Origin of the sequence: Paraburkholderia ginsengisoli NBRC 100965 (assembly GCF_000739735.1) — a bacterium.
GTDB lineage: Bacteria > Pseudomonadota > Gammaproteobacteria > Burkholderiales > Burkholderiaceae > Paraburkholderia > Paraburkholderia ginsengisoli.
The window spans coordinates 1-15,098 of sequence record NZ_BBJF01000009.1 but is presented as its reverse complement, the minus strand read 5'-3'; the positions used below and the strand labels follow the sequence as shown (position 1 = coordinate 15,098).

General features: G+C 67.4%; 14 protein-coding genes. 5 read left to right on the top strand and 9 right to left on the bottom strand.

Features of this window, described 5'->3' with window-relative positions; translation table 11 throughout:
* Positions 1 to 61: 61 nt before the first annotated feature.
* The 7 genes from fliL to fliF form a co-directional block, all read right to left on the bottom strand.
* A complete protein-coding gene (gene fliL / locus BGI01S_RS16780) occupies positions 62 to 562 on the bottom strand; it encodes a flagellar basal body-associated protein FliL (protein ID WP_042327099.1) in 501 nt (166 codons plus the stop codon).
* 533 nt (positions 563 to 1,095) lie between these two features.
* Positions 1,096 to 2,583, bottom strand: coding sequence for a flagellar hook-length control protein FliK (locus BGI01S_RS16775; RefSeq protein ID WP_042327098.1), 1,488 nt, complete (start codon positions 2,581 to 2,583; stop codon positions 1,096 to 1,098).
* 65 nt (positions 2,584 to 2,648) lie between these two features.
* On the bottom strand, positions 2,649 to 3,098 hold the full coding sequence (fliJ, locus tag BGI01S_RS16770) for a flagellar export protein FliJ (RefSeq protein WP_042327097.1): 450 nt from the start codon (positions 3,096 to 3,098) through the stop codon (positions 2,649 to 2,651).
* A gap of 2 nt (positions 3,099 to 3,100) precedes the next feature.
* Positions 3,101 to 4,771, bottom strand: coding sequence for a flagellar protein export ATPase FliI (gene fliI, locus BGI01S_RS16765; RefSeq protein WP_042327096.1), 1,671 nt, complete (start codon positions 4,769 to 4,771; stop codon positions 3,101 to 3,103).
* The gene (fliH, locus tag BGI01S_RS16760; protein WP_174447415.1) at positions 4,765 to 5,454 is read right to left on the bottom strand and encodes a flagellar assembly protein FliH; all 690 of its coding nucleotides are present in this window, start codon (positions 5,452 to 5,454) and stop codon (positions 4,765 to 4,767) included. Before fliH ends, fliI begins: the two co-directional genes overlap by 7 nt.
* The gene (gene fliG, locus BGI01S_RS16755) at positions 5,441 to 6,436 is read right to left on the bottom strand and encodes a flagellar motor switch protein FliG (RefSeq protein ID WP_042327094.1); all 996 of its coding nucleotides are present in this window, start codon (positions 6,434 to 6,436) and stop codon (positions 5,441 to 5,443) included. The genes fliH and fliG overlap by 14 nt, the downstream gene beginning before the upstream one ends.
* Positions 6,426 to 8,228 carry a flagellar basal-body MS-ring/collar protein FliF gene (fliF, locus tag BGI01S_RS16750; protein WP_042327093.1) on the bottom strand — a complete coding sequence of 601 codons (1,803 nt, stop codon included), beginning with the start codon at positions 8,226 to 8,228 and terminating at the stop codon, positions 6,426 to 6,428. Before fliF ends, fliG begins: the two co-directional genes overlap by 11 nt.
* Before the next feature lie 263 nt (positions 8,229 to 8,491).
* Between fliF and fliE the strand changes: the two genes are divergently transcribed.
* The 5 genes from fliE (at position 8,492) to BGI01S_RS16725 (ending at position 11,902) form a co-directional block, all read left to right on the top strand.
* Complete coding sequence (fliE, locus tag BGI01S_RS16745) at positions 8,492 to 8,830, top strand: flagellar hook-basal body complex protein FliE (protein WP_042327092.1); 339 nt, start codon at positions 8,492 to 8,494, stop codon at positions 8,828 to 8,830.
* Positions 8,831 to 9,203: 373 nt separating this feature from the next.
* The gene (gene fliS, locus BGI01S_RS16740) at positions 9,204 to 9,638 is read left to right on the top strand and encodes a flagellar export chaperone FliS (RefSeq protein WP_042327091.1); all 435 of its coding nucleotides are present in this window, start codon (positions 9,204 to 9,206) and stop codon (positions 9,636 to 9,638) included.
* On the top strand, positions 9,635 to 9,961 hold the full coding sequence (locus tag BGI01S_RS16735; RefSeq protein ID WP_042327090.1) for a flagellar protein FliT: 327 nt from the start codon (positions 9,635 to 9,637) through the stop codon (positions 9,959 to 9,961). The genes fliS and BGI01S_RS16735 overlap by 4 nt, the downstream gene beginning before the upstream one ends.
* A gap of 97 nt (positions 9,962 to 10,058) precedes the next feature.
* Positions 10,059 to 11,537: a flagellar hook-length control protein FliK gene (fliK, locus tag BGI01S_RS16730; protein WP_042327089.1), complete on the top strand. Its 1,479-nt coding sequence runs from the start codon at positions 10,059 to 10,061 to the stop codon at positions 11,535 to 11,537.
* Entirely contained in the window at positions 11,537 to 11,902 is a 366-nt protein-coding gene (locus BGI01S_RS16725) for an EscU/YscU/HrcU family type III secretion system export apparatus switch protein (protein WP_042327088.1), read from the top strand. Before fliK ends, BGI01S_RS16725 begins: the two co-directional genes overlap by 1 nt.
* Before the next feature lie 36 nt (positions 11,903 to 11,938).
* On the opposite strand, the gene BGI01S_RS16720 is transcribed toward BGI01S_RS16725, so the two are convergent.
* The gene (locus BGI01S_RS16720; RefSeq protein WP_042327087.1) at positions 11,939 to 13,357 is read right to left on the bottom strand and encodes a coniferyl aldehyde dehydrogenase; all 1,419 of its coding nucleotides are present in this window, start codon (positions 13,355 to 13,357) and stop codon (positions 11,939 to 11,941) included.
* A gap of 106 nt (positions 13,358 to 13,463) precedes the next feature.
* On the bottom strand, positions 13,464 to 15,098 hold a 1,635-nt coding region (locus BGI01S_RS16715), incomplete at its 5' end, for an isovaleryl-CoA dehydrogenase (protein WP_042327086.1).

Genomic DNA, 15,098 nt, shown 5'->3' with positions numbered 1-15,098 from the left:
CTTATTCCTCGTGCGTCCCGTGGCGGTTGATGATGGCAGCGCTAGTTGACGTCACTGGGCGTCACTGCACGACGAATTCGGTGAACAGCACGTCCTGCACGTTGATCGGCGCGGCGCCCTTGTCGGTCGGCTGCTCGATCAGCGTCTTGAGTTCGTCGGCGAGCGCGCGCTTGCCTTCGAGCGGCGCGAGTTCGTCCGGATGCTTGTTCGACAGCGCGAGCAGAATGTGGCTGCGCACTTCCGGCATGTGTTCGGTGAGCTGCTGCTGGGTGGCGGCGTCGCCGAGCCTGAGCGTGAGGCCGATGCGCAGGAAATGCTGCTGGCCGTCGTCCGATTGCAGGTTCACCGTCATCGATTCGAGCGGGAAGAACAGCGGCGTCGCGGGCGGCGTCGGCGCGGCTTGCGCGGACGCGGCGGCCGGCGCGCGTTTGGACATGAAGAACCACACGCCGGCGCCGGCTGCGCCCGCGGCGATGATCGCGATGAGAACGATCAGGATGATGCGCTTCAAGGGGCCCGGGGAGGCGGGCGCGGCTTGCTGAGGGGCGGTCGTGGTTGCCATGAGGTTTGGTTTTGCGTGCCGTTAGTGCTGGTGAGGGTGATTGTTGTTGATTTGCGCGGGGCGCGATGGGTCGAAAAGAAGGGGGATTGAGGGCTATCTCTGGTTTTTGCGCTTTTTTTGCAGTCGCGGAATGGCGGGTTGGCCTTTCCTTGAGTTCGCGGCGGTCTATTAGCGTTGCCCCTGTGCGGGGCGGCACCTACTTTCTTTGCTTGCCGCAAAGAAAGTAGGCAAAGAAAGCGGCTTCACACCGCCAGCTTATAAGCGGGTCCCCTGGCTTGGAGGGGGTAGTGGCGCATCTGGAATCCGCGCTCCCGCACACTTCGCGTCAGTGACAAAGCAGTCATGCTTCCGGCGACGCTGCGCGCGCCGTCGCGGTCGCTCGCTAACCGTCGGCGTGTTCGGGGCGCTCGAGCGGGGAAGACTCAGGGACTCAATTCAGGCTAGGTCGCATCGGAAAAGCTCGAGCGTCGGCTCGCGTGCGAATCCAGCACGTGTCGCCCAGGTCGCTGCGAATGGCGCGGCGCGACCAACCTTCACGCAAACGTATCGACTAATCCGACCTTGCGCTTTACTGCGACGTTGGCCACCGTGTCGACCGTGTCCGGACCGCCGCCGCCAAAGCCTTCGCCATTGCCGCTCGACTTGCCGCCCGAGCGACCCGAGTCGGCGTTCTGCTGGCCGCTGCTCTGTCGTGCGAAACCGTCGCTGACGCTCGCGCTGCCTAGCCCGATTCCGTTCGATTCCATTGCCTCGCGCAGTTTCGGTAACGCTGCCTCGACGGCTTCGCGCACCGACTGGTGCTGCGATACGAACAACGCGTGAGCATGGTTGTCGGCGACCTGCAGGACGACCTGCAGCGGTCCGAGGTCCTTCGGGTTCAACGTCAGTTCGGCGCTCTGCGAATGCGCGTTCGACAGGAACACCACCTTCTGGCTCAACGCGTCCTCCCAGTCGGTGGTGCCGACCTGTGGCGCCAACGCGTTCGCCGCTTGCGCCGCGCTCGCGGTGCCCGTGGTCTGCGCTGCGGCCGTCGTTGCGGCGCTCGCTGCGGCTTGTGTGGCGGCTAGTGCCGCCGTCGCTGCGTCGGCCGCGCTCCTGAAGGACGACAGGTTGTCGGTCTGGGCGCCGGCCGCCGTCGCCGTCAATGCGTCGACCGCCGACCTGGCCGCTGCGGCCGGATCGGTTAGCGTCGTCGGCGCTGCCGTCGTGTTCAACGTGCCCTTCGAAGCGTTCGAGCCCTTGCCCTCGCCCAATAGCCCGCTCGCCAGCGACTTGCCGTCCGCCGATCCGCCCAGTCCGCCGTTCGTAGCCGCCAGGCCGTTGGCCGCCGGCGCGGCGTTCGCTGCCGCGCCGCTCGCCAGCGCCTGCGCGGGCACCACGCCCTGGCCGCCCGAGAGTGCGGCCAGCGCCGCTTGCAGTGCGTCCTGCAACGACTTCGGATCGGTGGCGAGCGTCTTCTTGCCCGCCGCCAGGCCGGTCGTCGGGTTGGTGGCGGTGCCCGCCAGCGCGGCCGCGACGTCGGTCAACGTCGTGGCGAGATCGCTCGTGGTCGAGGCGCTGTTCGCGTCGGTCTGCGCCTGAGCCTGAGCCTGGGCCTGGGCCTGGGCTTGCGCTTGTGCGGCTGCCGCTGCTGCAGCGGTGCCTGCATCAGCCGATGTCGTGCTGTTGTTCGACTTCGCCGGTGTCGTCGCGGTCTTGCCGCTCGACGCCTGTTGCGTGTGATCCGTCGACGCAGTGGACGACGACGCGCGCGTCGAGCTGTCGTTGCTCTTGCTGCTCGCATCGTTCGCCTGCTTCGCGGCGGAGTCGGCCGGCGGCGCGTCGTGCACGCTCGACGAAGACGCCGACGACGCGGCCTGCTGCTGACTCGCGCTCTGCGCGGCCGCATTGCTCTGCTGGTCGATGCTTTGCTGCAAGGTCTGCGAGAACGGGTTCGCGTTCGCGGCGGCGGCCATCGCCGCGTTGGTCGACGAATTGCCGGCCGAGCCGAGCAACGAGCCGATCTGTGAAAGAAGCGACATAAGGAATCCTGTCAATCCGTCAAGCGGGTGGTCGGTGAAACAAGGCGGCGTGACGCTCGCCCCGCTCAGATGCCGTCGGTGCGCATCCGTAGAATGCGAGCGGCGAATTCGTCGGCGTCGCGTTGATCGCGCCGCGCGACGGTCCTGGCTTCGGCGGCTTCACCGCGCGCCTGCAGCACTTCGTACGAGCCGAGCTTCTGCTTCTGACGCTGCCAGTCGGGCTTGGCCGCTTCGACCCGCGCGGTGGCCGTCGCCAGCAGATTGCGCTGCTGGTCGATGGCGGCGTCGAGCGTGTCGATGAACGCCTGGAAGTTGCGCATGTTGCCGGCGGGCATCCCGCTCTGCGCGGTCGTCGTGAAGCGCGAGTGGTATTCGTCGCGGTACTGGACGAGCGCGTCGAGCTGCGCCTGTACGTCGTTGCGCTCGCGCTGCGCCCGGCCCAGGCGCTGCGCGGCGGCATCCACGTCGTCCTGAGCGAGGCCGATGAGCGTCTTGATCGGAAAGTGTTTCGCCATCGTCAGCCTCCTTGGGCAAACAGCGCGTCCAGCATCTCGACGCTCGGTTCAAAGTTCGCGCATTCGCGAAAGCCTTGCTGCAAAAATGCTTCCATCCGCGGATACAACGCGATCGCGCGATCGAGCACCGCATCGCGCCCACTCGAATACGCGCCTACGTTGATCAGATCGCGGTTGCGCTGATAGCGCGACAGCATCTGCTTGAACATACGCGTCTTGTTCAGATGGTTATCGTCGATCAACGCGGTCATTGCCCGGCTAATCGACGCTTCGATATCGATCGCCGGATAGTGGCCGGCCTCGGCGAGCGAGCGCGACAACACGATGTGGCCGTCGAGAATCGCGCGCGCGGAGTCGGCGATCGGGTCCTGCTGATCGTCGCCTTCGGTCAGCACGGTGTAGAACGCGGTGATCGAGCCGCCGCCCGCCGGGCCGTTGCCGGTGCGTTCGACGAGCGCCGGCAGCTTCGCGAACACCGAAGGCGGATAGCCCTTGGTCGCAGGCGGCTCGCCGACCGCCAGCGCGATCTCGCGCTGCGCCATCGCGTAGCGGGTCAGCGAATCCATCAGCAGCAGCACGTGCTTGCCCTGGTCGCGGAAATATTCGGCGAGCGATGTCGAATACGACGCGGCCTGCATTCGCAACAGCGGCGACACGTCGGCGGGCGCCGCGATCACCACCGAGCGCGCGAGGCCTTCCTCGCCGAGAATCTGTTCGATGAATTCCTTCACTTCGCGCCCGCGTTCGCCGATCAGACCGATCACGATCACCTCGGCGCTGGTGTAGCGCGCCATCGTGCCGAGCAGCACCGATTTGCCGACGCCCGAACCGGCGAACAGCCCCATGCGCTGGCCACGGCCGACGGTCAGCAGCGCGTTGATCGCGCGCACGCCTACGTCGAGCACCTTGTGAATCGGCTCACGATTCAGCGGGTTGATGACCGGTGCGGACAGCGGCGCGTCGGCATGCGCGCCGAGCGGACCGAGCCCGTCGAGCGGACGGCCGGACGCGTCGAGCACGCGGCCGAGCAGTTCCCAGCCCACCGGCAGACGCTTCGCGCCCGCCATCGGATCGGCGATCGGCGCGCTTTCGAGCGGATAGACGCGCGCGCCGGGCAACAGGCCGATCACTTCGGTGGTCGGCATCAGAAACAGTTTGTCGCCGGAAAAGCCGACGACTTCGGCTTCGGCCATCGGCAGCGAACTGCCGGGCGGCAGTTCGATCATCACTTCGGCGCCGACCGACAGGCGCAGGCCGACCGCTTCGAGCACGAGCCCCGCGGCGCGCGTCAAACGTCCGCACGCGCGCAGCGGTTTGGCGATCGCGTTGCGCGCGCGCAGTGCGTCGAGCCGGCCGCGCCAGGCCTGCATGTGCGGATTGCTGTCGAGCGCGGGATCGTACGGGGCGTGAGCGATGGCGGCGGAGTCGCGGCTTGCGGCGGCGCCTGTCGCCGGATGCGCGTGTTCCGGATCGCGCAGCGCGGCTTCGATCGCGGCAACGGCGGCCGCGGTCGCGGTTGCCGCAGCGGACGATGCTGGTGTCGCAATGGGTGTCGTAACGGCAACGGCAGGCTCGTCCGCCAGCGCTTCAGCGCCGAACGACGCCAGCGCCAGTTCGCGTTCGAGCGGCGTCAGATCGCTGGCGCGAATCTCTTCGAGCGTCGGCTTCACCATGTGCTCACCTTGCCGAGTGCGGCCGCGACGCGCTCCCACCGCGTGTCGATGCCGGCATCCACTTCGCCGCTGCCGGCCTGCGCGCGACAGCCGCCGCGCTCCACCGACGCATCCGTGCGCACGGTCCAGCCGCGCGTTTGCAACTCTTCGAGCAGATAGGCTTCGACCACCGGCAGATCGGCGGGACTCACGATCAGCGCCGGCGCGCCGACCAGCGCGGGCTCGGTGGCCAGCACCTCGCGCGCGGCGGCGATCAGCGCGGTCGGATCGTGCTGGACGTGCTGGCGCACGACCTGCTGTGCAATGTCCAGCGCCAGCGCGACCAGCGTTTCGGAGATCGCACCCTGAGCGCCGTCGAGCGCGGCCTTGAAAGTCCCGGCCAGCGCCGCGAGCCGCGCCGCTTCTTCGCGCGCTTCGCTCTGGCCTTGCTCGAACCCCTGCGTATGACCTTGTTCGTAGCCGGCCCGGTAGCCGAGCGCCTGGCCGGCCACATGACCGGACGCGATGCCTTGCGCGTGCGCGGCCTCGCGCAGGCGCTCGAGTTCCGCTTCGAACGCGGCGCCGTCGTCGACCTCCGGTTCGGGCGGCGGCGGTGGCGGTGCCGGATCGAACGAAGCCATCTCCCAGCGCTGGTAGGCCGAGAGGCTTTCCTTCGCCGACGAGTTCTGGTTAGACATACGCATCTTCCGCCTTACCGCCTAGCACGATCTGCCCGCTCTCGGCCAGGTTGCGCACGATCTGCAGGATGCGGCGCTGTTGCGTTTCGACTTCGGACACGCGCACCGGACCGCGCGCATCGAGGTCCTCGGCGAGCAGTTCGGCCGCGCGTTGCGACATGTTCGACAGGAACTTCTGACGCAGCGCGGGCGGCGCGCCCTTCAGCGAGATGATCAGCGCTTCGGACTCGACTTCCTTCAGCAACAGTTGGATCGCGCGGTCTTCCAGATCGAGCAGGTTCTCGAATACGAACATCTGATCGATGATCTTCTGCGCGAGTTCCGCGTCGTACTGGCGGACGTTCTCGATGACGCCTTCCTCGTGATTGCTCGACATGAAGTTGAGAATCTCGGCCGCCGTGCGAATGCCGCCCATCGGGCTGCGCTTCAGGTTGTCGCTGCCGGACAGGAGGCCCGTCAGCACGTCGTCGAGTTCGCGCAACGCGGCCGGCTGAATGCCGTCGAGCGTCGCGATCCGCAGCAGCACGTCGTTGCGCAGCCGGTCCGTGAAGCAGGCGACGATTTCCGACGCCTGATCGCGATCCAGATGCACGAGGATGGTCGCGATGATCTGCGGATGCTCGTTCTTGATGAGTTCGGCGACCGCCGCGGAGTCCATCCACTTCAGGCCTTCGATACCGCTCGTATCGCTGCCCTGCAGAATCCGGTCGATGATCGCGCCGGCCTTGTCGTCGCCGAGCGCCTTGGTCAGCACCGAACGGATGTACTCGTTCGAATCGAGCGACATGCCGGTGTGCTGCTCCGCTTCGCGCACGAACTCCTGCAGGACTTCGTCGACCTGCTCGCGGGTCACGTTCTTCAGCGCGGCCATCGCGACGCCGATCTTCTGGACTTCGCGCGGCCCGAGGAACTTGAACACCTGCGCGGCTTCTTCCTCGCCGATCGACATCAGCAGCAGCGCGCTTTTCACTACGCCTTCAGCGCTCATCGGACACCCAATTTTTCACGACGGTTGCAACGATCTTCGGATCCTGGCGCGCGATGTTGCGCGCGAACTCCAGGTTCCGCTCATATTTGTGTTTCGCGTTTTCGAGCGCGAGCGTTTCGCTGTCGGTCTCGATCTCGACCACCGCGCCATCGCGCTCGGCGGCCGGAATGCCGTCCAGCAGCACCGGCTCGTCCGGCGACGCCAGCGCGGCCACGGCGACCGGCTCCGGCGGCGGGAAGGCGCGGCGCAGCGCCGGCTTCACCATCACGAAGTAGAGGAACAGGGCCACCGCGCCGATGCCGAGGTAGGTCGCGATCTGCTTGTAGAGCGCCAGCATGTCCGGCGTGCGCCACCACGGCAGGTTCGCGTTCGGGTCGATGTCGGCGGTGAATGCGCTATTGACCACGTTGACCGAGTCGCCGCGCGCCGCGTCGAAGCCCATCGCGTCCTTCACCAGTTGCGTGACTTGCGCGAGCTTGTCGGCGGTGACCGGCTGCATGGTCACGTTGCCCTTGGCGTCGGCCACCCGCAGATAGTTGACGACCACCGCCACCGACAGACGGCGGATGCCGCCCATCGGCTGATCGATGTGGCGCACGGTCTTGTCGAGTTCGTAGTTGGTGGTCGAGTCCTTGCGGTCGCTGACCGGCGTGGTGCTGACGCCGCTCGCGCCGTTGCCCGCCGTGATCGGCGCGGAGGCCGGTTGCGGCGGCTGGTTGGAGAGCGCGCCGGGCACGCCCGAGGCGCCGCCTTGCGACATTTCGGTTGCGCTGCTCGACTGCTGGCTGCGAATCGCCGCCTGCTGCGGATTGCCGTTCGGGCCGTAGTTCTCCGAGGTCTGTTCGCTGTGTGAGAAGTCGATGTCGGCGCTCACCTGCGAGTGCGCGTTGCCCGCGCCGAACAGCGGCGCGAGGATCGCGTTGATGCGCTGCTGCGTGTTGCGCTCGATCTGCTGGCGGTACTTCAGTTGCGTCGCGTCGAGCCCGCTGCCGGTGGTCGGCTGCGTGAGCAGGTTGCCGTCCTGGTCGAGGATCGTCACGCCGTGCACCGGCATTTCCGGCACCGCCGACGACACCATGTGCGTAATCGCGACCACCTGGCCCTCGTCGAGCACGCGGCCCGGAAAGAGGTTGACCAGCACCGCCGCCGACGGCGCTTCCTTGTCGCGCACGAACACGCTCGGCTTCGGAATCGCCAGATGCACGCGCGCCGACTTCACCGTCGAAATCGATTCGATCGTGCGTTCCAGTTCGCCTTCGAGCGCGCGCTGGTAGTTGATCTGTTCGTCGAACTGGCTGATGCCGAATTTCTGGTTGTCCATCAATTCGAAGCCGACCGAGCCGCTCTTGGGCAGACCTTGCGACGCGAGCCGCAGACGCATCTCGTGCACTTGCTCGGCGGGCACGAGGATCGCGCCACCGTTATCGGAGAGCTTGTAGGGGATGTTGGCCTGCTGGAGCGCGGCGATGATCGAGCCGCCGTCGCGGTCCGACAGATTGCTGAACAGCACCTTGTAGTCCGGCGCGCGCGACCACAGGAACAGGCCCGCCACGATCGCGACCAGCAGTGCGACCGCGAAGATCAGCGGCGCGCGCGGATTGCCGCGCATCTGCGCGAGCCCCGACAGACGCTGGGTGAAGTTGCCGCCCATCCCGCCCAGGTTGCCGCCGAGTCCGCCGAGATCGGCGGCGCCACCCGCCTGGCCGGTGCCGGCCGCGCCGGCGCCGGGCTGCGCGCCGGCCAGCCCCATGCGGGCGTCGGGGTTGATCAAAGAGTTGGCTGACGAATCCATGCGTCGGGTATCTCCGGGATGCCTTTGCGTTCTGCCGCTGGAGCGCGCCGAGGGTCGGCGGGCGTACGGACAGAGACTTTCACCCTTGAAATTATCCGCAGCGCCGCTCAACCCGATTGCTTGAATAGAGCCGGGTTTCCCCCCTACTTTCGGGCCTGTCGGGCAGGGGGGGCTTGCTATGCTTCGGTTCAGATCGGCACGGCTGTGCGTATGGCTGTGCGGCGCGGCTGTGACCCGCCGGTCCATCATTGAACGGAGAGAACATGACCATGCCCGTGAACGCGCTCTCGTCGGCGCTGCAACAGATGCAGTCGATGGCAGCGCAGGCGGCCGGCGGCGCAAGCCCGGCCGCAGCCGGGGAGTCCGGTGCGGCGACCGTCGGCGGTTTCGCGTCGGCGCTGAAGGCGTCGCTCGACAAGATCAGCAACGACCAGAAAACCGCGATCGGCGAATCGCAGGCGTTCGAGCTGGGCTCGTCGAACGTGTCGCTGAACGACGTGATGGTCGACATGCAAAAGGCCAACGTTGGCTTCCAGTTCGGCTTGCAGGTGCGCAACAAGCTGGTGTCCGCCTACAACGACATCGCGCAGATGTCGGTCTGAGCGGGCCGCACGCGGCGCGGCATGCCGCGCGCGGTCCCTCGCTTGCCTGAGTCGGATGAGCCTGCATGACTCTGCGTGAGTGCGGTCAGCGCCGCCCGTGACGGCGGCGCGGCCGCGGCTGCCCACGCCTTTGCCGGTGGGGCGGCGTCGCGGCGGCCCGCGTGCTCGCTGGTCTGGTTCGCCATGGAGACTGGCGAGCCTCGTCGGCGTCGGGCCGGCAAGTGCGCAATGCGCCCTTAATCCTCCTTACATCGGGCTAAAGCTTTGTCGTTGCGTATCCGATAACCCGGATACAGGGCAAGTTCGGGCGCCGTGACACCGCGGGCCGCCATGCCACGACCAAACCGCAGTCTGTATGAGAGGAGCAGCGCCGATGTTTTCCCCAGGACACGCTGGAGCCAATGCGTATGCGCGCGTCGGTGTCGAGACAAGTGTGATGGGCGCAAGTCCGCACCGTCTGATCGTGTTGCTGTATCAGGGCGCACGGCAGGCGATCGCACAGGGGCGGATGCACTTGCAGCAAGGCAACGTGGCCGAGCGAGGCATGGCGATCAGCAAGGCGATCCGGATTATCGAAAGCGGGCTGCAGCAGTCGCTCAACCTTGAAGTGGGCGGCGAGATTGCGGAGCGGCTGAACGCGCTGTACAGCTATATGACGCGTCGGCTGCTCGAAGCCAATATCAAACAGAGCGAGACGATGCTGGTCGAAGTCGACGGCCTGCTTGCGACGCTCGAAGAGGCATGGATCGGCATTGCCCCGGAGATCGCGCGGATGGCAGCCCAGCCGGCCGCGGAAAGCATGAGATGACATCGAACGCAGACTATTTCGCCCGCTACGAGGCGGTCGCAGCGCTTTCCTGCCGCATGCTGACGGCGGCCCGACGGGACTTGTGGAGCGATCTGGTCCACTTGCAGGAGGAATACCGGCATCTGGTGGACGCGTTGAGGGACGCCGACTCCGGTGTGAAGCTCGACGAGGCTGAGCGCCTGCGCAAATACGCGCTGATCCGCCAGATCCTCGCGGACGATGCCGCCATCCGGGATCTGGCGAATCCGCGCATGGCCAATCTGTCGGCGCTGTTCGCCGGACGGCCGACGCGCGTGCTCAAGGAACTGTACGGCGCGCGCTGAAGAGGCTCAGGTGCGCGCGCACGCGTGCGGGTCACCAGGCTTACGCGGACCGATTTGAGATTGAGCGCGCTACCGCGAATGTGACCAAGGAATCGGCATGAACGGAATCGACACGGCCCTCGCTTCGCTGCTTACGAGCCGGGTCGACAGTCTGCTCAACATCGCGCCGGGCAGCACGGCGACCTCGCAGACCGGCGCGACGGGCGTCGAGACCGCGCCGACCAATGCGCCTGCCGCTACGACGCCTGCACCGCCGTCTTCCGCGCAAACCGCGTTGTCCGCCGTCGCGCTGACGCTCAATGCGATCGCGCACGCGGGCGGCGAAGCGACCCTGGCCGTGCTCGGCCAGACGCCGATCTGGCCGGCCGCGCCGGCGCTCGATATCGAAGTCGGCGGCTCGACGCTGTTCGACACGCCCTCTGCATCCACCGCATCGAACGCCAATTCGGCGGCTGCCGGCACGGTGGCCAACGCTGCGGCCACCGCCAATGTGGCGGCTGCCCAGGTGCCGGTCGCGGCGCTGGCGGCGGCGCTCGAACAGACGGTCGGCGACAGCGGCCTGTTCTACGAAGCGCATCTCGCACAATGGCTGGCCGGCCAGCGCTCGCCGACGAGTCTTGCCGGCGAGGCGCAAAACAAACTGGTGGCCGCCGCCGCGCAACTGCCGCTCGACTGGACCAACGACGACGGCGATGCGCCGCTGCCGAACGGCGCGATGCGTCAAGGTACCGGCGTTGCGTCCAATGGCGGCGCGCCAAGCGGCGGCATGCAAAACGGCGCGCCCGACAACAACGCCGCCGCCCGCGCGATGCCGTCGATCCTGACTGCGCAGGCCGCGCGTTTCGTCGCCGGCGAGGTGCTGGCCAGTTCGCTGTCCGATCTCAATGGCCAGCCCGCGCATACGGGGCTGCACAGCGCGGCGGCGCAAACGGGAGAGGCGGGCGCGGCACAGAGTTCGCAATCGATGGCCGCGTCGGTGCATCCCGCGACCGTCCCGCTGGTGCGCCAGCAACTGGATCTGCTCGCGACTGGCCAGTTTCGCTGGAGCGGCGAAGCGTGGCCGGGCGCGCGGCTCGACTGGACCATCGAACAGGAAGGCGACGAATGGGATCGCAGCGGCGGCGGCACGGCGAGCGAGGACAACCAGCCGTGGCGCACGCGTCTGACGCTGTCGCTGCCGACCCTCGGCACCGTCGACGCCGATCTGACGCTGACCGGCATGCGACTGGTGGCGCGCGTGCAGGCGACCCCGGGCGGCGCGGCACGACTCGCGATGCAGGGCGAGAGCTTCCGGCAACGGCTCGCGGCGGCGGGCATCGAACTGAGCGGGTTGACGATCCGCGAGATCGGCGGCGGCGCGCCCGGCGCTGCGGCGACAGCGGCCAACGCGGCGGATGCGCAGGCGGCGGCGTCGGCGTATGCGCGTTCGGCATCGGCGGCGACTTCGTCCACCTCGGCGGCCTCGACAACTTCGGCGGCAGACCCGACGGCCAACGCCGCGACGCCCGCCCGTCGCACCACGCGCGCGGTTCGCACGGACGCCGCCCCGCGCAACGATTTCGACTGGGATATCTGATGAGCCGCAAACATCGCCGCACCGCGGCCGCGCTCGTCTACGACACGCAGAGCGGTGATCCCGCGCCGCGCGTGGTCGCCAAAGGCTATGGACTGCTGGCCGAGATGATCGTGCAGCGCGCGAAGGAAGCGGGCCTGTATGTCCACGAAGCGCCCGAAATGGTCTCGCTGCTGATGCAGGTGGACCTCGACGCGCGTATTCCGCCGCAGCTTTATCAGGCGGTGGCGGAATTGCTCGCGTGGCTGCATCGTCTGGAAAGCGGCGCCGAGGATGAACCACCGCACGGCGCGAGCGCAACCGCCGCCGCGCAGGACGTGACCGACGTGGTGGCCACCGAAATCGAAGACGGCGCATCGCCGCGTTAGGCGACCGTGCTGCGCCGTTGCTACGCTTCGGTCGCGTCAGAAGCGCATCATCAATTTCAATAACGCGTTGACCCGCTTGCCGTACGGCGGCGCGATCCAGCCGCGCGCGTTCAGCCGCGCCTGCGTCAACACCGGCTTCATCTTCGAGAAAGTCACGAAGCCTTCATAGCCGTGATAGGCACCCATCCCGCTCGCGCCGACGCCGCCGAACGGCAGGCTTTCGCACGCGAGGTGCATCAGCGTTTCATTGACCGCCATGCCGCCCGCGATCGTTTCGTGCGTGACGCGCTCGATTGTGCCCGCATCGTCCGCGTACAGATACAGCGCGAGCGGACGAGGGCGCGTGTTGATGTACGCGATCGCGTCGTCGAGCGTGTCGTAGGGGATGACCGGCAGCAGCGGCCCGAAGATTTCCTCCTGCATCAGCGCGCATTCGTCGGGCGCGCTCGTGACGACCGTCAACGGAAAGCGGCGGCTCGCCGGATCGGGCGCGGCGTCGGTCAGCGCATGCAGTTGCGCGCCGGCGGCGCGGGCTTCGTCGGCGAGACGCTGGAGACGCGCGAAGTGGCGCGGCGTGATGATCGACGTGTAGTCCTGGTTATTCGCGAAGCCGGGATACAGCTTCGCCATCCGCGCGCGCGCCCGTTCGATGAACGCCTGCTCCGTCCCGCGCGGCACCAGCACGTAGTCCGGCGCGACGCAGGTCTGCCCGGCGTTGAACGTCTTGCCGGCGACGAGGTTGTCCACCGCGTTGTCGAAGCGCGCGTGCGCGCCGATGATCGCCGGCGACTTGCCGCCGAGTTCGAGCGTGACCGGCGTCAGATGCTCGGCGGCCGCGCGCATCACTTCGTGGCCGACCCTCGTCGAGCCGGTGAACAGCAGGTGGTCGAACGGCTGCGCGCTGAACGCCGCGCCGAGTGCCGCGTCGCCGTTGACGACCGCGACGTGATCGCGCGCGAAGGTCTGGCCGATCAGCTGCTCGAACAACGCCGAGGTGCGCGGCGTCAATTCGGACATCTTGATGATCGCGCGATTTCCCGCGGTCAACGCGCTGATCAGCGGCCCGGCGGCGAGCAGCACCGGATAGTTCCACGGCACCAGAATGCCGACCACGCCGAGCGGCTGCGGCACGACCCTGGCGCGCGCCGGCAGCAGCCACTTGTCGGTGCTGCGGCGCTGCGGTTTCATCCAGCGCTTGCCGTGTCTTAGCGCGGCGTCGATCTCTTCCTTCACCAGCAGGAATTCGCCGAGCAGCACTTCTTCTTTCGCGCGATTGCCGAAGTCCGCGCTCATCGCCGCGGCGAGCGCGTCGCGATTGTCGAGCATGACCTTGCGCAACGCCCGCAGATGCGTGGCGCGTGTGTCCCAAGACGGATAAGGCGCGCGCAGGTAAGCCGCGCGTTGATCGCGCAGCAGTGCTTCGAGCGCGGCGAGCTCGGGCAAATCGTTCTTCATGCGGCTTCACTCCCTGATGGACGACGGTGCGCGTCGGATCGCGCTTATCTGATGGGCGGGTCCTGCGGATTCTGCTGCGGGTTGTGCGTTGATGCGAATTCAGGCGTCACGCGCGAAAAGCCCGTTCGACGGTCGCCGCATGGTCGAACGTGGCCGGCAGCGTGCCGTACACGCGGCCGCTTTCACCGCAGCCTTCAGCGAGACGGGTGGCGATGAACGCGTCCGCGACGGCGGCGGGCGCATACTCAACGAGCAGCGTCGCCTGCGCGATCAACACGATCTGTTGCGCGATCCGGCGCGCCGACGCTTCGCGCTGCTCGGCCGGTCCGTTGAGTGTGGCGGCCAGGTTACCGAGCGCGGCACGCAACGCCGGATGCGCCTGCGCATCCGCCTGCCACGCGGCGAACAACGCTTGCGCCGCGTCCGGCTCGCGCTCCATTGCCCGCAGCACGTCGAGGCACATCACGTTGCCGGACCCTTCCCAGATCGAATTCACCGGTGCTTCACGATAGAAGCGCGCCATCGGACCGGTTTCGACGTAGCCGTTGCCGCCCCAGACTTCCATTGCCTCGCCGGTGAACTCCAGCGTGCGCTTGCAGACCCAGTACTTCGCCGCCGGCGTGACGATGCGCCGCCACGCGCGCTCGGCGGGCGAGCCCGATGAGGCGTCCGCCGATGCCTCGAAAGCTCGCGCGAGACGCATGAACAGCACCGTCGCCGCTTCCGACTCCAACGCGAGATCGGCGAGGACGTTGCGCATCAACGGTTGATCGGCCAACTGCCGGCCAAACGCGCTGCGATGGCGCGCATGGTGAATCGCCTGCACGAGTGCCGCTCGCATCAACGCCGCGCTGCCGATCACGCAATCGAGCCGCGTGTAGTTCGCCATTTCGATGATGGTCGGCACGCCCCGTCCTTCGTCGCCGATCATGATGCCGAACGCGTCGAGGAATTCGACTTCGCTGCTCGCGTTCGAGCGGTTACCGAGCTTGTCTTTCAGACGCTGGATTTGCACCGCGTTCTTGCTGCCGTCCGGTGCGAAACGCGGCACGTAGAAGCACGACAGGCCCGCATGATCGCCGGTGCGCGCAAGCACGAGATGCGCGTCGCACTGCGGCGCGGAGAAAAACCACTTGTGGCCGACGAGCCGGTAGTCGGCGCCGCGGCCCCCGCCGCCGAGCGCATGCGCACGGGTCTGATTGCTGCGCACGTCGGAGCCGCCTTGCTTCTCGGTCATGCCCATGCCGATCATCGCCGACGTCTTGCGCGCGAGCGGCACGTCGCGCGGATCGTGCTCGCGCGAGTAGAGCTGGTCGCGCAACGTGTCGAACAAGGCGGGCTCGCGCTGCAGGACCGGGATGCTGGCGAAGGTCATCGTCAGCGGACAGAGCGAACCGGATTCGAGCTGCGCATGCAGAAAGTAGCCGGCGCAGCGCGCGACCATCGCACCACGTTGCGGATCGGAGAACGGCAACGCATGCAGTCCTTCACGACGCAACAGCGAAAGCAGCGTATGCCATGAAGGATGAAACTCCAGCGCGTCGATGCGCTCGCCGCGCGGATTATGCGTGAACAACTCGGGCGTATGACGGTTGGCGAGTTCAGCGAGCGCGAGCGTATCGGGTGTGGTGAGCGCCGCGCCGTGTCGCAACAGCGCTTCGCGATGCCAGCCGGCGCCGTCGCGCTCGAGTGCCGCGGACAACGCGATGTCGCTGGAAAGCAGGTTGTAGTCCGCGAGCGG